At 72.9% G+C, this 26,645-nt stretch carries 23 protein-coding genes; 10 read left to right on the forward strand and 13 right to left on the reverse strand.

Annotation, left to right across the window (positions count from 1 at the left end; all coding sequences use genetic code 11):
• Nucleotides 1-6: 6 nt before the first annotated feature.
• Both AB0Q96_RS13575 and AB0Q96_RS13580 read right to left on the reverse strand, forming a co-directional pair.
• Nucleotides 7-969, reverse strand: coding sequence for a hypothetical protein (locus AB0Q96_RS13575; protein WP_365324871.1), 963 nt, complete (start codon nucleotides 967-969; stop codon nucleotides 7-9).
• A 10-nt stretch (nucleotides 970-979) separates the two neighbouring features.
• Nucleotides 980-2,173, reverse strand: a complete 1,194-nt coding sequence (locus AB0Q96_RS13580) for a hypothetical protein (RefSeq protein ID WP_365324873.1) — start codon at nucleotides 2,171-2,173, stop codon at nucleotides 980-982.
• A gap of 206 nt (nucleotides 2,174-2,379) precedes the next feature.
• Between AB0Q96_RS13580 and AB0Q96_RS13585 the strand changes: the two genes are divergently transcribed.
• On the forward strand, nucleotides 2,380-3,030 hold the full coding sequence (locus AB0Q96_RS13585; RefSeq protein ID WP_365324875.1) for a dihydrofolate reductase family protein: 651 nt from the start codon (nucleotides 2,380-2,382) through the stop codon (nucleotides 3,028-3,030).
• 163 nt (nucleotides 3,031-3,193) lie between these two features.
• Entirely contained in the window at nucleotides 3,194-3,577 is a 384-nt protein-coding gene (gene gcvH / locus AB0Q96_RS13590) for a glycine cleavage system protein GcvH (protein ID WP_365324877.1), read from the forward strand.
• Nucleotides 3,578-3,641: 64 nt separating this feature from the next.
• On the opposite strand, the gene AB0Q96_RS13595 is transcribed toward gcvH, so the two are convergent.
• A complete protein-coding gene (locus AB0Q96_RS13595) occupies nucleotides 3,642-4,475 on the reverse strand; it encodes a helix-turn-helix domain-containing protein (RefSeq protein WP_365324880.1) in 834 nt (277 codons plus the stop codon).
• Nucleotides 4,476-4,962: 487 nt separating this feature from the next.
• On the opposite strand from AB0Q96_RS13595, the gene AB0Q96_RS13600 reads away from it, so the two are divergent.
• Complete coding sequence (locus AB0Q96_RS13600) at nucleotides 4,963-5,196, forward strand: hypothetical protein (protein ID WP_365324881.1); 234 nt, start codon at nucleotides 4,963-4,965, stop codon at nucleotides 5,194-5,196.
• A 66-nt stretch (nucleotides 5,197-5,262) separates the two neighbouring features.
• Here the strand turns inward: AB0Q96_RS13600 and AB0Q96_RS13605 are convergent, their stop codons facing one another.
• The 4 genes from AB0Q96_RS13605 to AB0Q96_RS13620 all read right to left on the reverse strand — a co-directional run bounded on the left by AB0Q96_RS13605 (nucleotide 5,263) and on the right by AB0Q96_RS13620 (nucleotide 10,242).
• The gene (locus AB0Q96_RS13605) at nucleotides 5,263-5,649 is read right to left on the reverse strand and encodes a hypothetical protein (RefSeq protein WP_365324883.1); all 387 of its coding nucleotides are present in this window, start codon (nucleotides 5,647-5,649) and stop codon (nucleotides 5,263-5,265) included.
• Between the two features lie 126 nt (nucleotides 5,650-5,775).
• A complete protein-coding gene (locus AB0Q96_RS13610; RefSeq protein WP_365324885.1) occupies nucleotides 5,776-7,308 on the reverse strand; it encodes a serine/threonine-protein kinase in 1,533 nt (510 codons plus the stop codon).
• Entirely contained in the window at nucleotides 7,305-7,937 is a 633-nt protein-coding gene (locus AB0Q96_RS13615) for a hypothetical protein (protein ID WP_365324887.1), read from the reverse strand. Before AB0Q96_RS13615 ends, AB0Q96_RS13610 begins: the two co-directional genes overlap by 4 nt.
• Before the next feature lie 67 nt (nucleotides 7,938-8,004).
• On the reverse strand, nucleotides 8,005-10,242 hold the full coding sequence (locus tag AB0Q96_RS13620; RefSeq protein WP_365324889.1) for an N-6 DNA methylase: 2,238 nt from the start codon (nucleotides 10,240-10,242) through the stop codon (nucleotides 8,005-8,007).
• Nucleotides 10,243-10,420: 178 nt separating this feature from the next.
• Here AB0Q96_RS13620 and AB0Q96_RS13625 point away from each other — a divergent pair, with 178 nt between their 5' ends.
• Both AB0Q96_RS13625 and AB0Q96_RS13630 read left to right on the forward strand, forming a co-directional pair.
• Nucleotides 10,421-11,209, forward strand: a complete 789-nt coding sequence (locus tag AB0Q96_RS13625; protein ID WP_365324891.1) for a DUF4352 domain-containing protein — start codon at nucleotides 10,421-10,423, stop codon at nucleotides 11,207-11,209.
• Between the two features lie 136 nt (nucleotides 11,210-11,345).
• Entirely contained in the window at nucleotides 11,346-12,116 is a 771-nt protein-coding gene (locus AB0Q96_RS13630) for a hypothetical protein (protein WP_365324893.1), read from the forward strand.
• A gap of 112 nt (nucleotides 12,117-12,228) precedes the next feature.
• Here the strand turns inward: AB0Q96_RS13630 and AB0Q96_RS13635 are convergent, their stop codons facing one another.
• The 3 genes from AB0Q96_RS13635 to AB0Q96_RS13645 all read right to left on the reverse strand — a co-directional run bounded on the left by AB0Q96_RS13635 (nucleotide 12,229) and on the right by AB0Q96_RS13645 (nucleotide 14,657).
• Complete coding sequence (locus AB0Q96_RS13635; protein ID WP_365324895.1) at nucleotides 12,229-12,972, reverse strand: N-acetyltransferase; 744 nt, start codon at nucleotides 12,970-12,972, stop codon at nucleotides 12,229-12,231.
• A 75-nt stretch (nucleotides 12,973-13,047) separates the two neighbouring features.
• Nucleotides 13,048-13,746: an HNH endonuclease family protein gene (locus tag AB0Q96_RS13640; RefSeq protein ID WP_365324897.1), complete on the reverse strand. Its 699-nt coding sequence runs from the start codon at nucleotides 13,744-13,746 to the stop codon at nucleotides 13,048-13,050.
• A gap of 71 nt (nucleotides 13,747-13,817) precedes the next feature.
• Complete coding sequence (locus AB0Q96_RS13645; RefSeq protein ID WP_365325410.1) at nucleotides 13,818-14,657, reverse strand: hypothetical protein; 840 nt, start codon at nucleotides 14,655-14,657, stop codon at nucleotides 13,818-13,820.
• A 289-nt stretch (nucleotides 14,658-14,946) separates the two neighbouring features.
• Between AB0Q96_RS13645 and AB0Q96_RS13650 the strand changes: the two genes are divergently transcribed.
• Nucleotides 14,947-15,528, forward strand: coding sequence for a TetR/AcrR family transcriptional regulator (locus AB0Q96_RS13650; protein WP_365324899.1), 582 nt, complete (start codon nucleotides 14,947-14,949; stop codon nucleotides 15,526-15,528).
• A gap of 73 nt (nucleotides 15,529-15,601) precedes the next feature.
• Nucleotides 15,602-16,870: an SGNH/GDSL hydrolase family protein gene (locus AB0Q96_RS13655; RefSeq protein ID WP_365324901.1), complete on the forward strand. Its 1,269-nt coding sequence runs from the start codon at nucleotides 15,602-15,604 to the stop codon at nucleotides 16,868-16,870.
• A gap of 161 nt (nucleotides 16,871-17,031) precedes the next feature.
• Here AB0Q96_RS13655 and mfd read toward each other — a convergent pair whose 3' ends face one another.
• Nucleotides 17,032-20,565, reverse strand: coding sequence for a transcription-repair coupling factor (mfd, locus tag AB0Q96_RS13660; RefSeq protein ID WP_365324903.1), 3,534 nt, complete (start codon nucleotides 20,563-20,565; stop codon nucleotides 17,032-17,034).
• 142 nt (nucleotides 20,566-20,707) lie between these two features.
• Between mfd and AB0Q96_RS13665 the strand changes: the two genes are divergently transcribed.
• Both AB0Q96_RS13665 and AB0Q96_RS13670 read left to right on the forward strand, forming a co-directional pair.
• On the forward strand, nucleotides 20,708-20,983 hold the full coding sequence (locus AB0Q96_RS13665) for a type II toxin-antitoxin system Phd/YefM family antitoxin (protein ID WP_365324905.1): 276 nt from the start codon (nucleotides 20,708-20,710) through the stop codon (nucleotides 20,981-20,983).
• The gene (locus AB0Q96_RS13670; protein ID WP_365324907.1) at nucleotides 20,980-21,231 is read left to right on the forward strand and encodes a type II toxin-antitoxin system RelE/ParE family toxin; all 252 of its coding nucleotides are present in this window, start codon (nucleotides 20,980-20,982) and stop codon (nucleotides 21,229-21,231) included. Before AB0Q96_RS13665 ends, AB0Q96_RS13670 begins: the two co-directional genes overlap by 4 nt.
• Nucleotides 21,232-21,289: 58 nt before the next feature.
• Here AB0Q96_RS13670 and AB0Q96_RS13675 read toward each other — a convergent pair whose 3' ends face one another.
• Nucleotides 21,290-23,863 carry an FtsX-like permease family protein gene (locus AB0Q96_RS13675; protein ID WP_365324909.1) on the reverse strand — a complete coding sequence of 858 codons (2,574 nt, stop codon included), beginning with the start codon at nucleotides 23,861-23,863 and terminating at the stop codon, nucleotides 21,290-21,292.
• The gene (locus AB0Q96_RS13680) at nucleotides 23,860-24,648 is read right to left on the reverse strand and encodes an ABC transporter ATP-binding protein (RefSeq protein ID WP_365324911.1); all 789 of its coding nucleotides are present in this window, start codon (nucleotides 24,646-24,648) and stop codon (nucleotides 23,860-23,862) included. Before AB0Q96_RS13680 ends, AB0Q96_RS13675 begins: the two co-directional genes overlap by 4 nt.
• Before the next feature lie 439 nt (nucleotides 24,649-25,087).
• Between AB0Q96_RS13680 and AB0Q96_RS13685 the strand changes: the two genes are divergently transcribed.
• Nucleotides 25,088-26,629 carry an MFS transporter gene (locus AB0Q96_RS13685; RefSeq protein ID WP_365325411.1) on the forward strand — a complete coding sequence of 514 codons (1,542 nt, stop codon included), beginning with the start codon at nucleotides 25,088-25,090 and terminating at the stop codon, nucleotides 26,627-26,629.
• Nucleotides 26,630-26,645 lie beyond the last annotated feature (16 nt).

Below are 26,645 nucleotides of genomic sequence, written 5' to 3' on the forward strand. Positions count from 1 at the left end.
GGCCTCCTAGGAGGTGATGCGCATCGCCGGTTCGACCGACGCGAGGGTGGGCCGGGAGCCGACCTCGTGGACGACGGCCGGCTCCACCGGCGGCTTCTTGAGCTCGTCGACGTTCCACGGGCCGGAGATCACGACGGGCTGGGTGCCGGTCACGATGGCGGAGAGCGGGTTCCCGGCTGGGTCGAAGACGGTGACGACGTCGACCAGCTGCCAGAAGAGCATCATCTCCGGGTACTCGTTCTTGTTCTCGTACTCGTTCGACACGAACGAGGTGTCCTGGGTCGTCACGGTGAGCTGCTGGCTGGTCGTCGACGAGCTGCTCAGCGCGGCCGACACCGAGGCGCTGACCGGGCCCCAGCCGGCGCTCACGCTCGCGCTGATGGACTTGGAGACGGTGTCCTCGCTCGACGAGCTGTCCTGGGTGCCCGAGGTGGCCGTGTAGGTGACCGTCTTCGTCTGCCCGGGGGCGATGCTGTACGACTCGGGCTGGCGCTGCCAGAACTGCTCGCGGCTCACGGTGTTGCCGATCGGGAGCGTGCCGGTGCCGACCAGGATGCGCGGCCCGTCCGGCGGGATGAGCTTCGTCCTGCTGGGCATCGGGACCTCCCCGAGGTCGTTCGGGTCCAGCAGGTCCGCGCCGGAGAGGGTGGTCAACTGGCGCCGCTTGTCCGCCATCTCGAAGACGGCGGCGAAGGCGCCGGACGCGGAGACCCGGGCGAGCCAGACGTGGCCGGGCCAGGTGTCGACCATCATCTGCCCGCCGTCGGGCTCCAGGCGCGTGCCCGGATAGCCGGCCTCCCAGAAACCGGTCCGCGCGTTGTAGCCCGCGTGGTCGCCCCGGCCGTCGATCCAGAAGAGGTCGAGGTGGACCGAGGTGTCGTTGGTGACGACCAGCACGCCCTCGTCGCCCCTCTCGTGGGAGCGGAGGGTGCCGTCGAGGGCGGCCTGGTAGAAGTCGTTCATCTCCATGGCGTGCTCCCTACTCGGCGCTCAGGTAGTAGGCGCGCGGACCGCCGTCGAAGACGGCCGACAACGGCGAGGCGTGCGCCGCCACCGGAAGGCCCAGGTGGGCGGTCAGGTCGCGGGACACCCACCGGCCGCCGGTCCATTCCAGGTCGATCAGATGCCCGTCGCCGTCCTGGTAGAACACGTGGTTCCTGACGTCGTCTGCCGACAGGACCGCGGCCAGCGCGCTGGTGTCCGCCGCGCGCGGGGCGCAGGCCCCGTCGTTCGCGAGCCGGCCCGGGGTGGTGGGGGCCCATCCGGTCCCCGAGTTCTCGACCTCGACGGTGTCGCCGTCGACTCCGTCGTAGTACGCCCGGGTGTGCGACCGGGTGGTGAGCCGGGCGACGAGCGCGCTGCCCTCACGGGCCACCGGAGCGCCCGCGGCGGTGGCCAGGTTCGCGAAGGACCACCAGGACTGGCCCGGTTTCCCGACGGTGTGCGCGAGCTCGACGAGGTTGTCGTTGAGGTCCAGGAAGTAGACCCGGCGGGAGTCCGTGCCGAAGCCCACGGCCGAGAGCGGGCCGACGGGCGACAGCGCGGGCAGCCCGCGGACGAGGTCGCTGAGATCGCTCACCGCGGCCTTCTTGTCGTGCTGCCAGCCGACCTCGAAGAGGCGGTTGTGGGTGTCCAGGTAGTAGACGAACCCCCGGGAGACCTCGGCGGTGACCATCGCCGCGAGCGCGCTGGCCGGGGACACGGCGGGAGCTTCGGTGCCGCCGTACCGGTACCAGGACCATCCGCCGTCCTTGTGCCACAGCCGGCACAGCCGCCCGTCCGTGTCGACGTAGTGGACCGCGAGACCGCCCGACTCCGTGACGGCCAGCGGGCTCACGCGGCCGGCGACCGGCGCGCCGCACGCGGACGTGACGTTCCGGTAGGACAGCTCCCCGCTCTCGACCGCGAACTCGATGATGCCGCCGTAGACGTCCACGTAGTAGACGCGCAGGGAGCCCTTCCTGAGCCGGACGGCGGCCAGGCCGTTGTGCGGCGAGGCGAAGGGCGCGATCTTCCTGGGCGGGCCGGGACCGCCCGCCGGTGCCGCCTCGTCCCGGGGGACGTCCGTCAGCCCGAAGTTGAGGTCGGTGTACTCCCAGACGCCGTCGACCAGCGCCACCTCGACGACGGTGACGATCTTCTCGCTGCCCGAACCGGCCGTTCTCGCCGTCATGATCTCGATCCGTCCGTGCGTGATGCCTGTCGGTTCCCGAGTCGCCTCCCACCCTCCAACACGGAGCGCGAGGGCGCGATCCCGCACGGTCATCCAGGTGACTCGTCGGGGTGTCGCCGTCGATTCGGCGACGCCCCGTTCGACGTGTTGGTGTGGGGCGCTTCGCCGCACGAGGATGCGACAGGACCTGATCGAGGAGGAGTCCCATGGACCAGCTGCTGAGAGTCATGAACTTCAACGTGTCGAGCGACGGGATCGGGGCGGGGCCCGACGAGCTCCAGAGCCTGGAGAACCCGTTCGGTCTCCCCCACGCGGAGCGCCTGTTCGCGTGGGCCGGCGCCACCGCGAGCTGGCCGATGCGCGCGGACGCCGGCGGGAGCCGGGGGCTCGACGACTACTTCACGCGGGACTTCGCCCGGAACATCGGCGCCGAGATCATGGGCCGCAACAAGTTCGGCCCGCAGCGCGGCCCGTGGCAGGACCACGAGTGGCAGGGCTGGTGGGGCGACGAGCCGCCGTTCCGCACGCCGGTGTTCGTCATGACCCACCACGAGCGCCCCTCGATCACCCTCGGCGAGACCACGTTCCACTTCGTCGGCGGCGACCCGGCCGACGTCCTCGAACAGGCACGGAAGGCCGCCGACGGCCAGGACGTGCGGCTCGGCGGCGGGGTCAGCACGGTCCGGCAGTTCCTCGACGCCGACCTGGTCGACACACTGCACATCGCGGTCGCCCCGGTGGAACTCGGCTCCGGGATCCGGCTCTGGGAGTCGCCCGAGGAACTCACGGACCGCTTCCACCTGGAGGTCGTACCCAGCGCGAGCGGGGTCGTGCACCACCTGTTCTGGCGCCGGTGACCACAGGAAGCCCGGCGGCCCCGCCCTCGCCTTCGGGGCCGCTGCCACTCGTTGAGGTGACACCAGCGCGCCAAGCCCCCGGAAAGTGACCGCAGCCTGACCGTGGGTGGGGATGATGGCCCCGTTCCGTCGTCGTCCACCCACGTCAGAGCCGGAGTCCCGCATGTCGAACGTCCCCACCTCGCTGCTCTACACCGACGAGCACGAGTGGATCCTCAAGGAGTCCGACGGCACGTGCACCGTGGGCATCACCGACCACGCCCAGAGGACGCTCGGCGACATCGTCTTCCTCGAACTCCCGCCGGTGGGCAAGGAGGTCGCGGCCGGTGACGCCATCGGGGTCGTGGAGTCGGTCAAGGCCGCGTCCGACATCTACTCGCCGCTGACCGGCGAGGTCGTCGCGGTCAACGCGGACGCCTCGGATTCACCCGAGGACGTCAACAGCGAGCCGTACGACACCTGGCTGTTCAAGATCAAGCTGGGCAAGGGCGCCACCACCGACGACCTGCTCTCCGCCGCCGACTACGCGAAGCTGGTCGGCCAGTAGGCGCAGGAGTACCGGACGGTGGGGGCGACGGCGGTTCGTCCGTGCGCGCGAAGCAGCTCCCGCCTCAGGCGGCGCTTGCCCGCCGTTCCTCCCGGCAGTCCCGGCACAGGCCCGGTTCCGGGGCTCTGAAGGCCCGTTCGCAGTCGTCGCACGTCTGGAACGGGTCCGGTGCCGGGGGCGCCACGGGCGCGGCCGGGAGGGGTGGCGGGAGGAGGCTGGTGAGGCGGTAGTCCAGGATTCCGGCCGGGTGTTTCAGGTCGGCGGGCAGGCAGGCCGTGAGGGTGCGGCGCACGGCGTCGGGGGTCGCGCCCCGGGCGAACCAGGCGTCCACGCCGGGCGCCAGGCGCAGCACGTCGCGCACCGAGAGAGTGAGGCGCGGTTCCTGGGCCCGCAGGCCCAGGAGGAGTTCGGCGGCGGGGCCTTCGGGCAGCGGCTGCACGGGGGGCCGGGCGGGCTTCGGCGGGCGGGGAGCTGCTTCCCGTACGGGAGGAGGGGGCGGCGGTGGCGGTGGCGGCGCGGCGCCGCCCGACGGCGGGTCGGGATCCGGGTCCGGATCGGGCTCGGGGGTCGGATCGGGGTCGGGCTCCGGGTCCTGTTGTGGCTCCGGCTCCACGGCGGCCGGAGGCTGCGGCAGCGGCTCCACGGCGGTGGGGGGCGCCGGGTCCCCCGCGGGCGCCCGCTTCGGGACCGTGTACGCCATCGTCCGCGTGATCACCCGCCCGTTGGGCAGCCGCACCCGCAGGCGCTCCAGGTAGCCGTGGCGTTCCAGTTCGCGCAGGGCGGTGGCGATGCGGACCTCGCCCTCGGGGAAGTGCGCGGCGAGGGAGCGGATGGAGACGCCGGCGCCCTCGGGCAGCGACTGGATGTGGCAGGAGAGGGCGATGGCCGTGAGGGTCATCCCGCTGCGCTGGAGGAGGTCGTTGTCGATGACGGTGAAGCCGCTCGACAGGCGGGTTTTGGCGTGACCGACACCGGATCGGGTGGCAGTCGGCGAAGTCGCGGGTAACGCGGGCGCGGGGGCGCTAGGGTTCTTTACATCCATCGGGAAGGTGGTTCTTCCTCGTTGGTCAGGCCCTCGATCGGGATCGTTACTCCCGGCCGGGGGCCGAACTGTTTTTCAGTGCGGTCGGCGCGAGCATATGCCAGGCAACCGGCCTCGAATCCAGCCCAGTTGCCACAGTTCCCTCGTGTGGGTGACGAGCCCGATCTGCGCTGACGAGCGCCGACACGGGGAGGCGGGAGGGGTGGGGTTGGTTCTTTCCCTGGGTTCTTTTTCTTTTGTCCCGCGCGCCACCGCCGAGCGGCCCACCGCCTCGTGTCCGACCACGGTGCGGTGTCGTTGGGCACGCCGTACCAGTCACCCCCTCCTCTCGGAAGGCGGACCCATGAAGTCCAGGATCATCGGCGGCGTGTTGTTGGCGGGGGCCATGGCCCTCGGTTCTGCCGGAGTGGCCGCGGCCGACGGCCCGGGCGACGGCGACGCCCCGGCGCCGCGCCCCGCGTCGGCGGCCGACCTGTCGGCCGCGCCCGGCTCGACGGCGCAGAGCGCGCCCGCCCTCGGCGAGATCCCGCTGTCGGGCAACCAGCTGTCGCCGCTGGGCATGCTGCTCGGAGGCTGAGGACGGCACGACGCGAAGAGGGGCCGGTCCTGGTGGACCGGCCCCTCTCGCGCGCGCGGTGCGCGCTTACTTCTTGACGGCGTCCAGGCAGAGCACGAACTTGTCCGAGTCCAGCTGCTGCGCGAGCGCGGAGAGCTGGTCGCCGCACTTGTTCAGGTCGAAGGTGTCGTCGTACACCTTGACGACCTTGAACAGGTCGGCCTTGCCGGAGTCGCACGGCTGGCTGTCGACCTTGGGGTCGTTCTCGGGACCGGTCACGGTCACGCACTCGCCCGCCTTCGCGTGCACGGGGGCGTCACCGGTGACGTACGGGAGACCCAGCTTCACGGCGAGACCCACCACGAGGAGGACCACGAAGCCACCGATCTTCTTCAGCGCGCCGCCCTTCTTCTCGGGAGCGGGCGCCGGGACGGGCGCGGCGGCGAACGGGTCGGACGGCGGAGGCGTGGTCATGGGGAATCCTTGAACGACGTGGACATGATCGAACGCGCACGTTACAGACCGCGAAAAGGTCAAAAGGGACCTCTTCCATCCGTTGTCCAATCGGATACGGAGTCGTGACCCTGCCGCCCCGTCAGATCACAGGCGGGGGTCGACCGCCTGCTGCCTCTCCAGCGCGCGCCGCAGATCCGCCGCCAGCGGATGGTAGGCCCCGTACACCCGCTCGGCGTCGAACAGCAGCGCCTGCAACTGCGCGCGGCCCGGCCCGTGCTCGCCCCTGGCGAGCAGCAACAGTCCGATCCGGTGCCGGATGTCGAAGGCGCGGGCCTGCTGGTCGGGGGTGGTGCCGTGCTCGAAGTACGGCAGGAGGGCGCGGTACTCGGCGAGCGCGGCCGACGGGTCGCCGAGCTGTTCCAGGCACTGGGCCGCGTCATAACGGAATTGAAGGGTCTGCGGATCGGCCGGTCCCGCCTCCGCCGCCCGGTCCTCGGCGAGGCGGCGCAGCTCCGGCAGGGCGCGCCGGTACTGGCCGTCGTCCATCAGCGTGGACGCGTACTGCTTGCGCAGGATGCGCACGACCGGCGAGTGTTCGCCGTGCTCCGCCGCCGCCGCCGGGAGGATGCCGCCGAGCATGTCCACGGCCTGGGTCAACGAGCCCTCGCCGAGCAGCCGCTTCACCTCGTCGACGGCCGCGGCCACGTCCGGCTTCGCGGGCGCGGGCGGCACCGGCGGCGGGGGCGGGACGGCCTGCACCGCCCGGTCCGGCCAGGGGGCGTGCGGGCGGCGGAACGGGCGGCTCGGGTCGAGCGGCCCGGCCGGTCCGGCGGCCCCGCGCGGCGGCAGGAGCGGCAGCAGGTGCTCGTACACCTCCTGCGCGCCCGAGGGGCGGGCCAGCGGGTCCTTGGCGAGCAGCCGCAGCACGAGCGCCTCCAGGACCTCGGGCACCTCGGGCCGGATCCTGCGGACCGGGACGGGCGCCTCGTACAGGTGCCGGTGGAGCACGCCGAGCGCGGTCGAGCCGGCGAAGGGGACGTTTCCGCTGAGGAGTTCGTGGAGGAGCACGCCGAGCGCGTACAGGTCGGTGTACGGGCCGACGGCGCCGCCCATCGCCTGCTCGGGCGCCATGTACGCGGGGCTGCCGATGGGCGAGCCGGTGTGGGTGAGGCGGGTGGTGTCGCTGTCGAGGACGGAGGCGACGCCCAGGTCGAGCACGATGACGGTGCCGTCGGGGCGGACCATCACGTTCCGCGGCTTGAGGTCGCGGTGCACGATCGGCACCGCGTGCACGGCCGCGAGCACCGCGCACAGCTGCGCGGCGACGGAGACGGCCCACGGCCAGGGGTACGGGTCCTGCTCGGCGAGGTGGTCGGCGAGGTCGGCGCCCTCCACGTACTGCATGACCAGGTACAGGTCGTCGCCGTCGCTGCCCGCGTCGTGGACGGTGACGAGCCCGGGGTGCCCGACCTGGGCGGTGACCCGGCACTCGCGCACGAAGCGGCGGCGCAGCTCCTGGGCGGCCGTCGCCGGGCCGCTGATGGCGGCGGGGCTGAGCAGCTTCACCGCCACCCGGCGGTCCAGCCGGCCGTCGTACGCCGTCCAGACCTGGCCCATGCCGCCCTGGCCGATCAGGGTCGACAGTTCGTAGCGCCCGCCGATGACCCGCCCGTTCACCGCCCGCCTTCCCGGGGGTCCTTGTCCTTGCGGAGGAGGTCGCTGAGCTCGTCGAGCTCGGCGCGGACCTGGTCGATGCGGGGGCTCGCCACGGGGGGTGGCGTGGGGGTCGGGGTCGGGGTCGGCGTCGGGGTCGGCGTCGGCGTGGTGACGGGCTGGGGCTGGGGGTAGCCGTAGGACGGCTGCGGCTGCTGGTACGGGAGTTGCTGGGGCTGCGGCTGGGGCTGCTGGTGCTGGTGTTGCGGGACCGTCGCCGCGTACGGGTTGTACGGGGGCGGCGGGACCGTCGCGCGGCCGGCGAGGTGGTCGTGGCGGATGTCCACGACGAGGAAGTACGCCGCGAACGCGAACGCGTTGAGCAGGATCATCCCCACGACCCAGTCGGCCCGGCTCGTGTTCTCGTCCTCCGGCATCAGCACGATCCCGGCGACGACGACGGCGACGGAGACCCCGAGCAGGATCCAGTCGACGACCCGGCGGGTGAGCAGTGCGATCCGCAGGGCCGTCGCCCAGGTCAGGAACCCGATGCTGAGCAGCGGGAGCACCGTGAAGAGCACCCGCAGCACGATGACCGAGGCCGGAACACCGCGCTGCGGCGGAACGGGCTGCGGATGGCCGTGGCCGTACATTCCTGCTCCTGGTCACCTGAATGGCTCTGTTGTCGAGGACGAGCGTATACAAGTGGGGGCCGGGCCGTCAGGGAGCTACGGTGCCGTCCGCGAGCCCGTCGTACATCCCCTGCACCAGCTGCTCGCCGAGCCGCCCCGCCGTCCGCAGCGCCTCCTCGAACTCGGCGAGCGCCCGGAACCGCTCCCCGTACCGCCGCTGTTCCGCGAGCGGCAGGCGGGGCAGCTGGAGGCGGCGGACGTCGAGCCGGGTGGAGGTCGAGGCGTACGAGCTGGCCTGCCGGTTGTTGGCGGTGGCGCGCAGGAAGCCGGCCAGGAACCAGGGGTCCAGGGCGGCCGGGTCGGGGCGCAGCAGGTGCACGTTGCGGCCGAGGGCGGCGCCCGCGGTCGCCGGGTCGACGACCCGGGTGACGGAGCCGCCGCCGAGCACGGGGACGACGACGTCACCGGCGGCGAGGAGCACCGGCTCCTCCCCCGGGCCTTCGGCCGGGGCCTCGGGCAGCACGCCGGAGGGCGGCTGGCCGGCGAGGACGTCGGTGTCGGTGAGGACGGCGACGGAGGTGCCGGGGGCGGTCGTCCCGGCGCCTCCCGCGCGGAGCGTGAGGGCGCCCGCGCGGGCGAACTCGCCGACCGTCGTCGCGGGCCACCGGAGGCCGCCGGGGGTGGGCCCCACGGCGGGCGGCGGGGTCAGTTCACGGGTGCGGCGCAGGGTCGCGGTGAGCCGCTCGCGCACCCCGGTCAGCTGCGCGGCGCCCTCGGCGGCGGCGGGCGGCGGGAGGTGGCGGGCGGGGGTCAGGTCGACGTCGTCGTCGAGGAGCTCGACGACCGGCACGCCCCGGCTCTCGCCGGGCGTCTCGGCCAGGACGCCGTCCCGGTCGAAGGGCCGCCAGGCGTCGAGGACCGCGGTCTCCACGGCGGGCCAGTCGAGCCGGTCGCGGCCCACGGGGGCGCCCGCGGTGTGGTCGGGCGCGGTGTCGACGAGCAGCAGCTCGGCGGGCGGCCGTTCACCGGGGACGGGCCCGCGCAGCACCCACAGGTGGAGCGGGATGCCGTACGGGGGTGCCGCGCCGGCCGGCAGGGCGACGACGGCCCGCAGGGCGCCGCGGCGCAGCAGGTCGGCGCGGATGCGGCGGCCGGAGCGGCGGGACGCGGCGGCGGGCGGCATGAGCAGGACGGCGGTGCCGCCGGGGCGCAGGCGGGCGAGGGCGTGCTGGACCCAGGCCAGTTCGGACTCCGTACGGGCCGGGAAGCCGTACTCCCAGCGGGGGTCGTAGGCCAGCTCGTCGTGGCCCCAGTTGCGCTCGTTGAACGGCGGGTGGCACAGCACGGCGTCGGCGGTGAGCGCCGGGAAGGCGTCGGCGCGCAGGGTGTCCCCCGCGTGGACGCGCACGTCGGCGTCGCCGGAGAGCGCCAGGCGCAGGGCGGTCAGCGCGGCCAGGTCGGGGTCGGCGTCCTGACCGTGGAGCGCGCGGGGCGCCGGCCGGCCGGCCGCGCGGTCCGGGGCGGCCGGGTCCCCGGCGCCGGGGTCCCCGGCCGTCGGCAGCGCGGCGGCGAGCAGGGCGCCGGTGCCGCAGGCGGGGTCGAGGACGGTGGCCGCCGGCCCGGCGAGTGCCGCCATGAGGGCGGCGGGGCCGGGCGGGGTGAGCGTGTACTGGCGCGGGTTGGCGTCGAGGTGACGGCCGAGGAGGAACTCGAACGCGTCGCGAGCGCCGTGGGCGTCGGGGCCGGTGGGGGCTGCGGGGCCGGTGGGGGCTCCGGAGGCCGCAGGGCCGGGCGTGGCCGTGCCGGGCGCGGGCGTGGCCGTGCCGGTGGTGGGCGTGGCCGTGCCGGTGGCGGCGAGTTCGACGACACCGCGCAGGAGGGGGACGGACGGCGCGAGTTCGACGGCGGAGGGGGTGCGGACGGCCCGTTCGGCGCCGAGGCGCTCGGTCAGCGTCTCCTCCAGCGGGACCGGGAGCACCTCCGCGAGCCGCTCGTCGGGCACGGCGGCCAGCGCCGGCCAGGCCGCCCGCCGGTCCCGTACGAGGAGGAGCGCGCAGCCCGCGTGGACGAGGGCGGTGACCGCTCCGGCGGGGTGCCCGGCGACCAGCTGCCAGACGCGCTCGCGCAGCGGGACCTCGGCCAGCTTGCCCTGGGCGCGCAGCCACTCCTCGACGTCGGGGAGGGCGAAGGACGGGCTGGTCTCCGTACCGCCGACGGGCTTGGGGAAGTCGGCGTGGCGGCGGCGCCAGTTGCTCACGGCCGCACGGCCGACCCCCGCGAGACGGGCGATGCCCGCGGCGGTCACCTCTGCTGCGCTGTCGGGCACCTGCCTCAACTCCCCTCATTGGCGTGTGTGTGACGCCGATCTTACTGACGAACACCGTCGACACCACTTCACAGCGTGATCAGACCCATTCCCCGTGAACCGTGTTGACTCGGTTCACAGTCTCTGTTGTTATTGATCCATCGCGCCAGACAAACTCACTGTCCGGGAGGACACACCCATGTCGCACGACACGCAGCTCCCGCACGCCCCGACCCCGGCGGCCATGCGCAACGGACTGGGCACCGCGGCCCTGATCCTCGGCATCATCGGCACGGTCTCCGGTCTCATCCCGCTGTTCTTCTGGCTGGCCGGCATCCTCGGCCTGATCGCGCTGATCCTCGGCCTGGTCGGCAAGGGGCGCGTGAAGCGCGGCGAGGCGAGCAACAAGGGTGCGGCGCTGACCGGCGCGATCCTCGGCCTCGCGGCCCTGGTCCTCTCGGTGGTCGGCGCGGTCATCACCTTCACCGCCGTCAGCGACGCGGTGGACGAGATCGACAAGGCGATCAAGGACTCCGCCCCCAAGGACCCGACGTCCAAGAGCCCGGCGGGCAAGGGCGACGCGGCGGGCAAGGACAAGCCGCTCGCGGCCGGCGACACCGTCGTCTACGACGACGACCTGAAGGTCACCGTGACCGAGGCGAAGAGCTACAAGCCCAGCGAGTTCGCGGCCGGCCACACCGACGGCAACAAGGCGTACCAGGTCACCGTCACCATCGAGAACGGCGGCAAGAAGAAGTTCGACACCGCCCTGGTGACGCTCCAGGCCCGCGCGGGCAAGGACGGCGCCACCGCCGAGCAGATCTTCGACGAGAAGGTCGGCAGCGGCTTCAGCGGCACGGTCCTGCCGGGCAAGAAGGCCACCGCCACCTTCGCCTTCGACGCCCCGGCCGCCGCGAAGGACCTCACGGTCGAGGTCGGCCCCGGCCTGGACTACAACGCCTCGCAGTGGGACCTGAAGGTCGGCTGACCCGAGCCACCGCCCGGACCCCCCACTCCCGGACCCCCACTCCCGCACCCCCGACGCGGCACCCCCGGCACCACCCGCCGCCCCCGCACCACGCACCGCGCATCACGTACGCCCCGATCCCCCTCGGAGAACCACCATGCCTGCCACCGCCGCCCGCCTCCGCCGCGCCGCCCTCACCGCGACCCTGTGTGCCGCCGTCGCGCTCGGCGCGACCGCCTGCGGCCCCTTCTCCGGCGGCGCGGCCGACGCCGCCAAGCCCGCCGGCCCCTTCGGGGAGCTGACCGGTCCCCAGATCGCCGACAAGGCGATCGGCGCGACGAAGACGGCGGACTCGCTCACCCTCGACATCGCCCTGAAGACCACCGACGGCCCGATCAAGGCCTACCTCGCGACCGACGTGCGGGGCCGCTGCGCCGGCACGATGACGCTCGGCGCGACGGGCACCGCCGAGCTGATCAAGCCGGACGCCAAGGCCGTCTACATGCGCTTCGACGAGGCGTTCCTCAAGGAGCAGGCGAAGGGCGAGTCCGCCGAGGTGCAGGCGGCGGTGCTCAAGGAGCTCAAGGGCCGCTGGGTGAAGACCGACGCGAAGGACCCCGACGCGAAGGAGAGCCTCGCCCTGTGCGACCTGAAGTCGCTGCTCTCCGAGTTCGAGCAGGGCACCGGCCGGGCGGCCAAGGGCGAGGAGACCACGGTCGGCGGCAAGAAGGCGCTGCCGCTCACGCAGACCTCCGGTTCCGAGAAGACCACGCTCTACGTGGCCACCGAGGGCAAGCCGTATCTGCTGAAGATCGTGACGGCGGGCGGCAAGGAGCCCGGCACGATCTCCTTCTCCGACTACGACAAGCCGGTCGAGGCGAAGGCGCCGCCGGCGAAGGACGTCGTGGACGAGAAGCAGCTCGGCTGACGGGCTGACGGACCGGGGATCCCGGGGGGGGATCCCCAGGGGGGAACGAAGAAGGCGTGAAGGCCACCGCAGGGGAGCGGCCTTCACGCCTTTCGGTGTCGCGCGGGACGGGTCAGAGCCGGTGCCGCACCCACACGTTGGGCTCGACGTACACCGCGTAGCCCCGGGATGCCTCGCAGTGCACCGGCACCAGGGCGCCGTCGAGTTCGACGGGGCCGTCGGTGTCGAAGGGCAGGCCCGTCCACTGCCGCCACTGCTCCACGGCGGCGCCGATCGTCATCGAGGCCGGGGCGACCTTCTCGACCGTGCCGCCCGCGCGGACGTGGACGCGCAGCCACGGGTCGACCGGGAGCCCGTCCTCGCGGGTGCGGAAGGCGTACTCGTGCATGGCCGACGCCGCCTCCTTGTGCTTGCCGTTGGGGCGCACTGGGGCGACCACCTCGGCGAAGCCGAGCCGACGGGCGTTGTCGCGCATGGCGGCGAGCATGACGTGCGAGACGCCGTTGCCGAGCGCGCTCGTGTCCACGGTCACCTCGATCGCGCTGACCGTGTCGGGCGTGCGCCCGTGCCGGAGGTCGGAGAACGCCCACAGCAGGACCTGGTCCCAGCCGGTGCCGGGCAGCTCGCCACGGCCCTTGGCCTGGAGCTGGAAGGGCACGCTGAACGCGCGGGCCACGACCTTGCCGTCGGAGTCGGTGGCGACGAGGACGTACTCGGGGAACGCGGTGACGATCTGTCCCATGTTCGCCCAGCCGACCGGGTCGTACATCATGAACTCCGGCCAGAGGTCCTTCATCCCCCACAAGGCCCCTTCGAGTTCGGGGCGTTCGGCGAGGGTCGTGATGCGCAGTTCCATGGAAGGGATGCTAACGAGCGTTCCCCGCGATGCGGAAACGATTTTTCCTGGTCACCGCCCCGCACCCCGCAGACCTCACGGCAGCCGCTGCTCCGGACACCCCGTCAGCACCCGCTTCATCGCGTCCCGCTCCCCCGACGTCACCCACACCCCGTACTTCTTCTTCACGGCGACCTGCCGGGCCACGTACGTGCAGCGGTACGCCTTGTTCGGCGGCAGCCAGGTCGCGGCGTCGCCGTCCGACTTGCGCCGGTTGGTGGCCGAGTCGACGGCGAGCAGGTTGAGCGGATCGTTCGCGAAGCGCAGCCGGGTGCCGGGGTCCCACTTCTGCGCCCCCTTCTGCCAGGCGTCCGAGAGGGCCACGACATGGTCGATGTCGACCTTGCTGCGCCCGCGCACGTAGGCGATGGAACCCCCCGTGTACGGGTCGTCCTCCAGCGTCCCGGAGGCGACCTTGCACCGGCCGTCGGCGAGGCGGACACCGGACAGGTCGCGCTGGAGTATGTCGTCACGGGTCCCGCAGCCGTTGCGGTCGACGTCGACCCAGGCGCGCCCGAACTTCTCCCGCTCGTAACCGGTCCTGGGCGCCCGCCCCTTCACCGCGAGCGCGTCCACGGCGGCGAGCGCGGTGCCGCCGGCGGCGGGCTTCGGCGGCGTGCCGCCGCCGTCACCGGAAGCGTCGGCGCCGCCGGTGAGGGGAGCGCAGGCGGCGTTGGCGAGCAGGGCGAGGGCGGCGAGGGCCGAGGCGATGAGGGTCTTTTGGTACGTCAGCACCAGAAGATCCTATTTGATGCTGAATCATGGATATTGGATCCAATATCCATGATTCAGCATCCGACCCCGCGTCAGACCTTGCCGATCCCCAGCGTGTTCTCCGCCGGCAGCAGCCCCGAGCCGATGACCGTGAGCCACGGTCCGCCGAGCAGGTCGCAGAGCCGGGCGGTGGCCTCCGGACCGAGGGCGGCCCAGGGGGCGGCGGCCAGTTCGTCGGTGCGGCGCTCGACCTCGGCCCGGAGGGCGCGTCCGGCCTCGGTGGCGGTGCCGTCGGGGTGGACGAGGCCGCGGGCGGCGAGGCGGGCGCGGGCGGCGGCCCACTCCGCGTCGGTCCAGCCGCGGCTCGCGAAGGTGGTCTCGGCGGCGGCGCCGACGGCGGCGAAGGAGACCAGCGCCTCGGCGGGGTCGAGGCCGGCGGCGAGGAGGGCGGCGAGGTGCCCGTCGCCGCGGTGTTCGCGCAGGATCGTGGCGGCCTGCCACAGGACGAGGTGCGGGGCCTCGGGCCAAGGCAGCTCGGCGTTGGCGGCGGCGAGCGGGCGCCCCGCGCTTCCGGCGGCCCCGGCGGCGCGCCGGGTGAGGGCGGCGGCCTCGGCGAGCTCGGGGCCACGGAGCAGGTCGTCGCCGAGGACGGTCCGGTAGGTCCGGTCGACGGCGCGGAGCCGGGCGGCGAGGACGGCGGCGGGGGTGGCGACGTCCCAGGCGGCGGGGACGTACCAGGCGGTCATGGCGGGGGCGAAGCTGTAGAAGGCGGAGCTCACGCGGGTGCTCCCGACGGCCCCGAGGGGTGCGGCGCGCCAGGCGAAGTAGGAGGGCCAGCGCTCCGCCACCCCGTAGCCGAGGGCGGCGGCCTCGTCGAAGGCCGCGGGGGCGTAGTAGAGCACGGCGTGGAGGGGTTCGAGGAGGTGCCACATCTGGCGCACACGGCCGGGCTCCACGGCCCGGATCCGGCCCTGGTCCTGACTCCGGTCCTGGCCCTGGCCCTGGCCCTGGTCCCGATCCTGGCCCTGATCCCAATCCTGATCCTGATCCTGATCCTGCAGGGTCATGGCACGTCCCCTTCGGTCGTCGTCGCCCGCCGCTCGTCCCGGCATCCCGCCGGGGAGGGGCCGACATCTTTCCGCTGACTAGATTCTTGTCACTGACTAGATTCCTCCTGCCTCCCGAACTTGTCAATGCCTAGATCCCGCGTACGCTGCTGCCATGACCAGTCGGCGCACCTACCACCACGGCGACCTGCGACAGGCCGTCCTCACCGCCGCCCTCGACGTGATCGGCACCGAGGGCCCCGCCGCGCTGAGCCTGCGCGACCTCGCCCGGCGCGCGGGCGTCTCGCACGCGGCGCCCGCCCACCACTTCAAGGACCGCACCGGCCTGCTCACCGCGATCGCCGCCCAGGGCTACGAGCTGCTCGCCGAGGCCCTCGCCGACGCGCCCGACCTGCGGGAGCGCGGGGTGCGCTACGTCCGCTTCGCGGCGGCCCACCCGGCACACTTCCAGGTCATGTTCCAGCCGGGCCTGCACCGCGCGGACGACCCGGAGCTGCTCGCCGCGAAGGAGCGGGCCGGCGCGGAGCTCCGCGCCGGCGTCACCGGACTGCCCGCCTCCGCCGACGCGCCCCGCGACACCGGCATGGCCGCCTGGTCGCTGGCGCACGGCTTCGCGACCCTGCTGCTCACCCACAACCTCGACGCCCCGCTGGGCGACCGCGATCCGGGCGAGGTGTTCCGCTCGCTGACCGGACTGCTCGGTTCCGCCCAACTCGGCCGCGGCGGGCGGGAATAGCCGAAGTCGATCACGACTTGTCCCTCCTCGTGCGCACAGGAAAGACCACGGCACACGACAACGGGCGGAACACATGAAGACCACCGGCACCACCTTCCGGCGCGCGGGCACGGCCCTGCTCACCGCCGGCCTGCTCACCGCGCTCCCCGCGACCGCCGCGACGGCCGACCCGTCCCGCGGCGGCGCCGCGTGGCACGGCGCCTGGGCCGCCTCGCCGCAGGCCGCGGCGGCTCCCTTCGGGCCCAACTGGTCGGAGAAGGGCTTCGACAACCAGACCGTCCGCCAGACGGTCCGGGTCACCACCGGCGGCACTCTGGCCCGGATCGAGCTGACGAACCGTTACGGCAGCACCCCGCTGAGGATCACCGGCGCGACCGTCGCCCGGACCGCCGAGGGCGGCGCGGTGCGGCCCGGTTCGGTCCGGACGCTCACCTTCGACGGGCGCGGCTCCGTCACGGTCCCGGCCGGCGGCACGCTCCTCAGCGACGGCGCCCCGCTGCGGACCTCCGCGTTGGAGACCCTCACCGTCACGCTCTACCTGGCGTCCCCGACCGGCCCCGCCACCTTCCACCACTTCGCCGGCACCACCAGCTACCGGGCGGCGGGCGACCACCGCGCCGACCTGGCCGGCACGGCCTTCACCGAGACCGACTCGTCCTGGTACTACCTCTCCGGCGTCGAGGTCTCCGGCGGCTCCCACACCGCCCGCCGCGACGGCATCGTCACCTTCGGGGACTCCATCACCGACGGCGTCGGCGCCACCCCCGGCGCGGACGACCGCTACCCCGACGAGCTCGCCGAGCGCCTCGCCGCGGCCGGCTCCCCGCGCGCCGTCCTCAACCACGGCATCGGCGGCAACCAGGTCGTCAACGACACCACGTGGGCCGGCGAGAAGGGCATCGCGCGCTTCAAGAAGGACGTGCTCACGGAGCGGGGCGTCGGCACGGTCGTCCTCCTCGAAGGCATCAACGACATCGGCGGCAGCGGCCCGTCCTTCCCCGGCGGCCCGACCCCCGAAGTGTCCGTGAACCGCCTCGTCGAGGGCCACCGCTCCCTGATCCGCCAGGCGCACGCCCGTGGCATCAAGGTGATCGGCGCGACCCTGACCCCGATCAAGGGCTCGTTCTACTTCACGCCCGAGAACGAGGCCAAGCGCGAGGCGTTCAACACCTGGGTCCGCACCTCCGGCGCGTACGACGGGGTCGTCGACTTCGACCGCGCGGTCGCCGACCCGGCCGACCCGGACCGCATCCTCCCGGCGTACGACTCGGGCGACCACCTCCACCCGGGCGACGCGGGCTACCGCGCGATGGCCGGGGCGCTGGACCTCGACGAGCTGTAGACCGCCGGGCCCGTGCGGCACCCCGTACGCCTCACGGCGCGGGGTGCCGCACCAGCCACTCCCGGAACTCCCGGTGGCGGAACCGGTAGGCGGCACCCGACGTGCGGAGCGGGCCCGCCGCACGCGTACGCCATGAGGCCGGTCCGCTGGGACAGGCCGGGTCAGGAACCCAGGATCTCCGCCAGGAACTCCCCGGTCCACGCGAGGAGTTCGCGGCCGACCACCGGCTTGCCGCCGATCTTGCCGGTCGTCGGGCGGGGCACCAGGATCTGGTGGACGGCCGGCTTGATGACCGTGCGCGGGTAGAGGCGCTTCAGGCGCAGTTCCTGGGACTCGCGCAGTTCCACCGGGGCGAAGCGGATGTTCGGGCCCTGGAGGACGATCTCGCCGACGCCGCAGGCGCGGGCCAGCATGCGCAGGCCGGCGACGAGGAGGAGGTTCTCGACCGGCTCGGGCAGCTTGCCGTAGCGGTCGGTGAGCTCCTCGCGTACCGCCCTGATGTCCTCCTCCGAGTTGGCGGAGGCGATGGACCGGTAGGCCTGGAGGCGCAGCCGCTCGCCGGGGGCGTAGTCGTGCGGCATGTGGGCGTCGACCGGGAGCTCGATCTTGACCTCCAGGGGAGCCTCCTCCTCCTCGCCGCCCTCCATCTGCGCCCGGTAGTCCGCGACGGCCTCGCCGACCATGCGGACGTACAGGTCGAAGCCGACGCCCGCGATGTGGCCGGACTGTTCGCCGCCGAGCAGGTTGCCCGCGCCGCGGATCTCCAGGTCCTTCATCGCCACGTACATGCCCGCGCCCATCTCGGTGTGCTGGGCGATGGTCGCGAGGCGCTCGTGGGCGGTCTCGGTGAGGGGCTTCTCCGGGGGGTACAGGAAGTAGGCGTAGCCGCGCTCGCGGCCCCGGCCGACCCGGCCGCGCAGCTGGTGGAGCTGGCTCAGGCCGAAGTTGTCGCCGCGCTCGACGATCAGGGTGTTGGCGTTGGAGATGTCGATGCCGGACTCGACGATGGTCGTCGAGACGAGGACGTCGAACTTCTTCTCCCAGAAGTCCACCACGACCTGCTCCAGGGCCTGTTCGGACATCTGCCCGTGGGCCGTGGCGATGCGCGCCTCGGGGATGATCTCGCGCAGCCGGGCCGCCGCGCGGTCGATGGACTCGACGCGGTTGTGGATGTAGAAGACCTGTCCCTCGCGGAGGAGTTCGCGGCGGACGGCGGCGCCGATCTGCTTCTCCTCGTACGGGCCGACGAAGGTGAGGACCGGGTGCCGCTCCTCGGGCGGGGTGGTGATCGTCGACATCTCGCGGATGCCCGTGACCGCCATCTCCAGGGTGCGGGGGATGGGGGTGGCGGACATGGTGAGGACGTCGACGTTGGCGCGCAGCTTCTTCAGCTGCTCCTTGTGCTCGACGCCGAAGCGCTGCTCCTCGTCGACGATGACCAGGCCCAGGTCCTTGAACTTCGTCTCGGAGGAGAACAGGCGGTGGGTGCCGATGACGACGTCGACCGAGCCGTCCTTCAGGCCCTCCATCGTCGCCTTCGACTCGGTGTCGGACTGGAAGCGGGACAGGGCGCGGACGTTGACGGGGAACTGCGAGTAGCGCTCCGAGAACGTGCCGAAGTGCTGCTGCACGAGCAGGGTGGTCGGGACGAGGACGGCGACCTGCTTGCCGTCCTGGACCGCCTTGAAGGCGGCGCGGACGGCGATCTCCGTCTTGCCGTAGCCGACGTCGCCGCAGATCAGACGGTCCATGGGGACGGTCTTCTCCATGTCCTCCTTCACCTCGGCGATGGTGGACAGCTGGTCGGGCGTCTCCGCGTACGGGAAGGCGTCCTCCAGCTCCCGCTGCCAGGGGGTGTCGGGGGCGAAGGCGTGGCCGGGAGCGGCCATGCGGGCGGAGTACAGCCTGATGAGGTCGGCGGCGATCTCCTTGACCGCCTTCTTCGCGCGCGCCTTGGTCTTGGTCCAGTCGGCGCCGCCGAGGCGGTGCAGGGTGGGGGCCTCGCCGCCCACGTACTTGGTGACCTGCTCCAGCTGGTCGGTCGGGATGTAGAGGCGGTCGCCGGGCTGGCCGCGCTTGGCGGGGGCGTACTCGACGAGGAGGTACTCGCGGGTGGCGCCCTGCACGGTCCGCTGGACCATCTCGACGTAGCGGCCGACGCCGTGCTGCTCGTGGACGATGTAGTCGCCGACCTCCAGGGTCAGCGGGTCGATCGTCTTGCGCCGCTTGGCGGGCATCCGCTGCCCGTCCTTGCCGGCGGCCTTCTGCCCGGACAGGTCGGTCTCGGTGAGGACGGCCAGCTTCAGCGCCGGGTCGACGAAGCCGTGGTCGATGGAGCCGCAGGCCACGTGGACGACGGACGGGGCGATCTCGGCGAGGTCGGGGGCGAGGCGGGCGGCGATTCCCTCGCCGCCGAGCACCTCGACGGTGCGGGAGGCCGGGCCGTGGGCCTCCGTCACGTACACCGTGCGCCAGCCCTCGGCCAGCCAGCCCTTGGTGTCGGCGAGGGCCCGGGCGGTGTCGCCGCGGTAGGTCTCGGGGGCGTGCATGCCCACCTTGAGGGTGTCCGCGTCGAGGGCGGTGTCGTCGGCCGCGAAGGGCGACACCGACCACCACATCATGTCCAGCTCGCGGGCCCGGTCCCGGACGTCCGCGATGCCCCACAGGGAGGCCGCGCCGACGTCGATCGGGGCCTCGCCGCCGCCGGCCGTGGCCGCCCAGGACGCCGCCAGGAACTCCTGGCTGGTCGCCACCAGGTCGGCGGCGCGCGTCCGGACCCGCTCGGGGTCGCAGACCACGGCCATGGAGCCCTTGGGGAGGACGTCGACGAGCAGCTCCATGTCGTCGACGAGGACGGGGGCGAGGGATTCCATGCCCTCCACCGCGATCCCCTCGGCGATCTTGTCGAGCAGCTCGGCGAGCTCGGGGTGGGCCTCGGCCAGGGCGGCGGCCCGCCCCCTGACCTGGTCGGTCAGCAGCAGCTCGCGGCAGGGCGGTGCCCACAGGCCGTGCTCGGCGACTTCGAGGGAGCGCTGGTCGGCGACCTTGAAGTAGCGGATCTCCTCGACGTCGTCGCCCCAGAACTCGATGCGGAGCGGGTGTTCCTCGGTGGGCGGGAAGACGTCCAGGATGCCGCCGCGCACGGCGAACTCGCCGCGCTTCTCGACGAGCTCCACGCGGGAGTACGCGGCGGCGGCCAGCCCCTCGACGATCTCGTTCAGATCGGCGGTCTGCCCGCTCCGCAGCGCCACCGGCTCCAGGTCGCCGAGCCCCTTGACCTGCGGCTGGAGCACCGAGCGGATGGGCGCGACGACGACGCTGACGGGTCCGGCGCTGGGGTCGTCGGTACGCGGGTGGGCGAGCCGGCGCAGCACGGCGAGGCGCCGGCCGACGGTGTCGGACCGGGGCGAGAGCCGCTCGTGCGGCAGCGTCTCCCAGGACGGGTAGTCGACGACCGTGTCGGGATCGAGGAGCGAACGCAGAGCGGCGGCCAGGTCCTCGGCCTCCCGCCCGGTCGCGGTCACCGCGAGCACCGTCCGCCCGGCCTCCCGCGCGAGGGCGGCGACGGCGAAGGGGCGGGCGGCGGGCGGGCCGACCAGGTCGACGTGGCGGCGGTTGCCGTCCGTGGCGGCCTTGACCGCCTCGGTGAGTGCGGCGTCCTTGACGACGGCGTCCAGCAGACCGTGCAGGCTCATGGAGGGTCCATCCCGGCGGAGGTGGGCAACGCGAACGGCCCGACACGTCTCACGGGCCGGGGCCTCCAGCCTACGACGACGCGGTGACAGTCACTCGTTCGTGGGATCGCGGCAGCATGCACTCCTCTGTACAGTCCAGTACATGAGTGCCACGTTCCCGATCACCGAGGCGCGCGCCCAGTTCGGCACCCTCATCCGCCGGACGGCCCACGCCCGCGAACGCATCACCATCACCGACCACGGCCAGGCCGCGGCCGTCTTCATAAACCCCACGGAGCTGAACGAGCTGGAGCAGCGCCTGGCGGACCTGGAGGACGACCTGGCGCTGGCACGGTACCGGGCCCGCCAGGCCGAAGGCACCGCCGTCGGCGTCCCGCAGGACGAGGCCCGTGCGCGCCTGGGCTTGGAGCGGTCGTGACCTACACCGTCTTATGGGACGAGCCGGCCCTCGACGTCGCCGCCAAATTCCTGGTGGACGACCCCGACGGGCTACGTCAGGTGTTCGAGGCGACCGACCTCCTCGCCGACGACCCGCGCCCCGCGGGAACCTCCGAGTACGGCTCGCGCAACCTCAGGCGCATGCACGTGGGCAGGTACCGGGTCATGTACGAGATCACCGAGGCGACCATCACGGTCATGGTGCTCCACCTCGGTCGCACGCCGTGACCGGTGGGCGGGCCCCGGCGGAACACTCCGCCGGGGCCCGCCCACGTCCGTTCCCCCCCTAGTCCGTCGCGATCGCGTTCAGCACGTTCATCCGACCCGCCCGGAACGCCGGGACCAGGGCCGCGAAGAGGCCGACGAAGGCCGAGCCGACGAAGACGGTGAGGATCGTCGGCCAGGGGATGTCCAGGACGCCCAGGCCCTCCAGGGCGAGGAGCTGCTGGGCGGCGGTGCCCCAGCCGAGGCCCAGGGCCAGGCCGAGGAGGGCGCCGAAGAGGGCGATGACCACCGACTCCAGGCGGATCATGCGGCGCAGCTGGCGGCGGGAGAGGCCGATGGCGCGCATGAGGCCGATCTCGCGGGTCCGCTCGACGACCGACAGGGCGAGGGTGTTCACCACGCCGAGGACGGCGACGATGATCGCGAGGGCGAGCAGCCCGTACACCATGTTGAGGAGCTGGCCGATCTGGTCCTGGAGCTGCTTCTTGTAGTCGGCCTGGTCGGCGACCTTGTACTGCGGGTAGGGGGCGAGGGCCTTCTTCAGGCTCTCGTACGCGGCGTCCTCCTGGCCGTCCTTCGCCGTGGCGAAGACGATCATGCTCTTGGGCATCCGGTCGGGCGCCAGGAAGCGCGCGGCGGTCGTGATGTTCGTGTACATCACGCCCTTGTCGATGTTGCTGTCGTCGGAGGTGACGGCCGCGACGCGCAGCCGGGCCTTCTCGCCGCCCTTGAAGGCGACCGTGAGCGTGTCGCCGACCTTCACGCCGTGCTCGGCCGCGTAGGTGCTGCCGACGGACATGGCGCCCGGACCGTACGCGGCGGACAGCTCGCCCGCCGTGGTCACGCGGCGCACGTCCTGCGCGTACGTCGGGTCGGCGGCGACCAGGCCGAGCTCCGCGCTCTTGCCGCGCGGGTCGGTGACGACGGCCTCGACCCACTTGTACTCGGTGACGTGGTCGAGCCCGGCGGCCTTCTCGACGGCGGCCAGCGCCTGCGGCACGACGGGCTGCCGGTTGGTGGACTCCACGATGAAGTCGGCGCCGACGGTCCGGTCGAGTTCCTCCGTGGCGGAGGCGACCATCGACGAGCCGACGACGGACAGGCAGGCGACCAGCGCGAGGCCGATCATCAGGGCGGCGCCGGTCGCGCCGGTGCGGCGCGGGTTGCGCAGCGCGTTGCGCTCGGCCATCCGGCCGACCGGGCCGAAGACCCGCAGCACGACGACGCCCAGGGCGCGGACGACGACGCCGGACAGCAGCGGGCCGATCACGACGAGGCCGAGCAGGGACAGGACGACGCCGAGGCCGAGCCAGAGGGAGCCCGCGCCGGCCTTCTCGGCCTGGGTCGCGGTCCACAGCGCCGCGCCGCCCGCGGCGGTGAGGAGCAGGCCGAGCCCGGCCCGTACCGCACCGGCCTTGCCGTCGGCGGGGGTGCCCGCGTCGCGCAGGGCGGCCATCGGGGAGACCTTCGAGGCCCGCCGGGCGGGGACGAACGCGGCGACGACGGTGACGACGACGCCGAGGACGACACCGACGACGGGGGTGGTCCAGCGGACGGTGAGGTCCTGCGTGGACAGCTCCATGCCCATGGACGACATGAGCTGCATCAGGCCGACGGCGAGGCCCACGCCGGCCGCGACGCCCGCGATCGAGCCGAAGACGCCGAGGAGCAGCGCCTCGACGAGGACGGAGCGGTTGATCTGGCGCCGGCTGGAGCCGATGGCCCGCAGCAGACCGATCTCGCGGGTGCGCTGGGCGACCAGCATGGAGAAGGTGTTGACGATGAGGAAGATGCCGACGAGGAAGGCGATCCCGGCGAAGCCGAGCATCGCGTACTTCATGACGTCGAGGAACCCGGCGACGTCCTCGCGGCCCGCGTCGGCGGACTCGGCGGCGGTCTGCAGCTTGTAGCCGGAGCCGAGCTCCGCGGCGATGCCCGCCTTCAGCGCGTCGTCGTCGACACCGGGCGCCGCGTCGGCGGTGACCTGGGTGAACAGGCCCTCCTTGCCGAGGAGTTCGCGCTGCGCGGTGGCGGTCTCGAAGTAGACGAGGGTGGCGCCGGGGTTGGTGACCTTGAAGTCGACGATGCCGGAGATCTTCGCGGTGAAGTCGCCGGTGACGGCGATGGTGCGCAGTTCGTCGCCGATCTTCAGGTGGTGCTTCTCGGCGGTGCCGCCGTCGACCATGACCTCGGTGGGGCCGCGCGGTTCGTGACCGGAGGCGATCTCCATCGAACGCAGCTCGTCGGCGGACCAGTCGGCGGCGATGGTCGGGGCGCCGGAGGTGGGTCCGACGTTCTCGTCGCGGGAGTCGACGACGGTGACGCTGGTGGAGAAGACCCGGCCCTGCGCGGCCTTGACCCCCTCGACGCCCCGGACCTGCGCGACGACCGAGGCGGGCAGGGTCTCGGGCCGCCCGTTCTGCGGGAGCTCGTCGTTCCCGGCGGCGCTCGACGGGCTGACGGTGACGTCGGAGGCGGTGGAGGCGAACAGCTTGTCGAAGGTGGTGTTCATGGTGTCGCTGAACACCAGGGTGCCGCAGACGAACGCGACGGAGAGGAGGACGGCGACGGCGGAGAGCGCCATGCGGCCCTTGTGCGCGAGGAAGCTGCGCAGCGAGGTCTTGAACACGGTCACGAGGTCCGCCCGCGCGCGTCGAAGTCCTTCATGCGGTCGAGGACGGCGTCCGCGGTGGGCCGGAGCATCTCGTCGACGATGCGCCCGTCGGCGAGGTAGAGCACCCGGTCCGCGTAGGAGGCGGCGACCGGGTCGTGGGTGACCATCACGATGGTCTGCCCCAGCTCGTCGACCGACTGGCGCAGGAAGCCGAGGACTTCGGCCCCGGCCCGCGAGTCGAGGTTTCCGGTCGGCTCGTCACCGAAGATGATCTCGGGCCGGGCGGCGAGCGCGCGGGCCACGGCGACCCGCTGCTGCTGGCCGCCGGAGAGCTGGGCGGGGCGGTGCTTGAGCCGCTCGCCGAGCCCGACGGTCTCGACGACCCGGCGCAGCCACTCCTGGTCGGGCTTGCGGCCGGCGATGTCCATCGGCAGCGTGATGTTCTCCAGCGCGTTGAGCGTGGGGAGCAGGTTGAAGGCCTGGAAGATGAACCCGACGCGGTCGCGCCGCAGTTGGGTCAGCTTCTTGTCCTTCAGGCCGGTGATCTCGGTCTCGTCGAGGAAGATCTGGCCGCCGGAGACGGTGTCGAGACCGGCGAGGCAGTGCATCAGCGTGGACTTGCCGGAGCCCGAGGGGCCCATGATCGCGGTGAACTGGCCGCGGGCGATGTCCACGTCGACGTGATCGAGCGCGACGACCCGGGTCTCCCCCGAGCCGTACGCCTTGACGACCTGACGCGCCCGCGCGGCGACGGCCGTACGCCCTCCAGTACCCCCGTGCCTGGGGATGGTCACAGCCGAAGTCACGGTAGTTCTCCTATGCGTTGGATGCGCCGCATGCCTTGTAGGCGTCTGATGCGGCGTGTGGTGTGAGGGGTGTCCGTACGGGATCCCGTAAGACCAAGCTAAGGACGGCGGGCTCCCGGCTCGTCCTCCGTCGGGACGAACGGGCCCTGGGCTGTATGGGGGAGGAGCCCCTAGGGGTTCTCCATCGGAGGATCGAGTGAGAGGGTGGCCCGGGCGCACTTAGATGTACGAAGCATCCGTCGGGGTTCGTCGGTGCCTGCCGGTGTTTGTCGGTACTTGCCGGTGCTGGCCGGTGCTGGCCGGTGCTGGCCGGTGCGCGTCGGTGCTTGCGGTGCTTGTCGGGTGGGGAGAGGGGCCAGTGGTGTCCGAGGCGACCACGAGACAGACGGCTGCGCCGACGGCGGACGCCACCCGGCGCGGGCCGGTCGTCGCCGCGCTGATGCTCGGCATGGCGCTCGCCGCGCTCGACGGCACCGTCGTCTCCACCGCCGTCCCGCAGATCGTCGGCGACCTCGGCGGACTCTCCGTCTTCTCCTGGCTGTTCTCCGGCTACCTGCTCGCCGTCACGGTCACCCTGCCGGTGTACGGGAAGCTCAGCGACACCTTCGGCCGCAAACCCGTCCTGATCTCGGGCATCGTCCTCTTCCTGATCGGCTCCGTGCTCTGCGCGTCCGCCTGGGACATGTACTCGCTCATCGCCTTCCGCGTCGTCCAGGGCCTCGGCGGCGGCGCCCTCCAGGGCACCGTCCAGACGATCGCCGCCGACCTGTACCCGCTGAAGGAGCGCCCCAGGATCCAGGCCCGGCTCTCCTCGGTGTGGGCCACCGCCGCCGTCGCGGGCCCGACGGCGGGCGGGCTGCTCGCCGGATACGCGGACTGGCGCTGGATCTTCCTGGTCAACCTGCCGGTCGGGGCGGCGGCGCTGTGGCTGATCAGCCGCTACCTGGTCGAGCCGGGGCGTCCCCTAGGGGACAGGACCGGAAGCGGCGCCCCCGACGGGGTCCGTCCGCGGCCCCGGGTCTCCGTCGACTGGGCGGGCGCGCTCGCCATCTTCGGCACCGGCGCCCTGCTCCTGACCGCGCTCGTCCAGGGCGGCGTCGCCTGGCCCTGGCTCTCCGCCCCGTCGCTCGGCCTCTTCGGCGGTGCGGCGGCCCTCGGCGCGCTCACCGTGCTCATCGAACGCCGGGCCGCCGAACCGATCATCCCCGGCTGGGTCTGGCGCCGCCGGACCATAGCCGCCGTCAACCTGGCGCTCGGCGCCCTGGGCCTGCTGATGGTCGCCCCGACCGTCTTCCTGCCCACCTACGCCCAGGCCGTCCTCGGACTCGGCCCGATCGCCGCCGGCTTCGTGCTCTCCGCGATGACCCTCAGCTGGCCCGTCACGGCCGCCCTCTCCAACCGGGTCTACAGCCGCATCGGCTTCCGCCTGACCGCCGTCCTCGGCATGACCGGCGCCCTCCTGGTCCTGCTCGCCTTCCCGCTGCTGCCCTTCCCCGGCGAACCCTGGCAGCCCGCCCTGCTGATGCTGCTGCTCGGCGGGGCACTCGGCTTCTTCCAACTGCCACTGATCGTCGGGGTCCAGTCGACCGTCCCGTACGAGGAGCGCGGCACGACCACCGCCTCCGTCCTCTTCGTCCGGCAGGTCGGACAGAGCGTCGGCGCCGCCCTGTTCGGCGCCGTGGCCAACGGGGTGCTCGCCGCGCGCCTCGGCGCCGGGAGCGGCGACCTGGACGGCCTGGTCCGCTCCCTGGAGACCCCCGGCTCCCTCACCGGGCAGGCCGCGGACCACCTGCGCCGGGCGGTCGACGCGGCCGTGGACTACGTCTACCTGGGCGCGGCGGCGGCCGCCGCCCTCGCCCTGCTGGCCCTGCTCACCCTGGCCCCACGACGCTTCCCGGTCCTGAAGGAACAGCAGGACGGGGAGGACGGGCAGAGCGGGGAGGACCACGAGCGGGGCGAGGCCCGGCCGTCCGCCGGGTAATTGCCCTCCGCCGCCA

It is taken from the genome of Streptomyces sp. NPDC093111 (assembly GCF_040683955.1).
In the GTDB taxonomy this organism is placed as follows: Bacteria; Actinomycetota; Actinomycetes; order Streptomycetales; family Streptomycetaceae; genus Streptomyces.

Coding starts and splice junctions, on each gene's coding strand:
- AB0Q96_RS13575 (WP_365324871.1), bottom strand. CDS start 969: ATGGAGATGAACGACTTCTACCAGGCCGCCCTCGACGGCACCCTCCGC.
- AB0Q96_RS13580 (WP_365324873.1), bottom strand. CDS start 2,173: ATGACGGCGAGAACGGCCGGTTCGGGCAGCGAGAAGATCGTCACCGTC.
- AB0Q96_RS13585 (WP_365324875.1), top strand. CDS start 2,380: ATGGACCAGCTGCTGAGAGTCATGAACTTCAACGTGTCGAGCGACGGG.
- gcvH (WP_365324877.1), top strand. CDS start 3,194: ATGTCGAACGTCCCCACCTCGCTGCTCTACACCGACGAGCACGAGTGG.
- AB0Q96_RS13595 (WP_365324880.1), bottom strand. CDS start 4,475: ATGACCCTCACGGCCATCGCCCTCTCCTGCCACATCCAGTCGCTGCCC.
- AB0Q96_RS13600 (WP_365324881.1), top strand. CDS start 4,963: ATGAAGTCCAGGATCATCGGCGGCGTGTTGTTGGCGGGGGCCATGGCC.
- AB0Q96_RS13605 (WP_365324883.1), bottom strand. CDS start 5,649: ATGACCACGCCTCCGCCGTCCGACCCGTTCGCCGCCGCGCCCGTCCCG.
- AB0Q96_RS13615 (WP_365324887.1), bottom strand. CDS start 7,937: ATGTACGGCCACGGCCATCCGCAGCCCGTTCCGCCGCAGCGCGGTGTT.
- AB0Q96_RS13625 (WP_365324891.1), top strand. CDS start 10,421: ATGTCGCACGACACGCAGCTCCCGCACGCCCCGACCCCGGCGGCCATG.
- AB0Q96_RS13630 (WP_365324893.1), top strand. CDS start 11,346: ATGCCTGCCACCGCCGCCCGCCTCCGCCGCGCCGCCCTCACCGCGACC.
- AB0Q96_RS13635 (WP_365324895.1), bottom strand. CDS start 12,972: ATGGAACTGCGCATCACGACCCTCGCCGAACGCCCCGAACTCGAAGGG.
- AB0Q96_RS13645 (WP_365325410.1), bottom strand. CDS start 14,657: ATGTGGCACCTCCTCGAACCCCTCCACGCCGTGCTCTACTACGCCCCC.
- AB0Q96_RS13650 (WP_365324899.1), top strand. CDS start 14,947: ATGACCAGTCGGCGCACCTACCACCACGGCGACCTGCGACAGGCCGTC.
- AB0Q96_RS13655 (WP_365324901.1), top strand. CDS start 15,602: ATGAAGACCACCGGCACCACCTTCCGGCGCGCGGGCACGGCCCTGCTC.
- mfd (WP_365324903.1), bottom strand. CDS start 20,565: ATGAGCCTGCACGGTCTGCTGGACGCCGTCGTCAAGGACGCCGCACTC.
- AB0Q96_RS13665 (WP_365324905.1), top strand. CDS start 20,708: ATGAGTGCCACGTTCCCGATCACCGAGGCGCGCGCCCAGTTCGGCACC.
- AB0Q96_RS13685 (WP_365325411.1), top strand. CDS start 25,088: ATGCTCGGCATGGCGCTCGCCGCGCTCGACGGCACCGTCGTCTCCACC.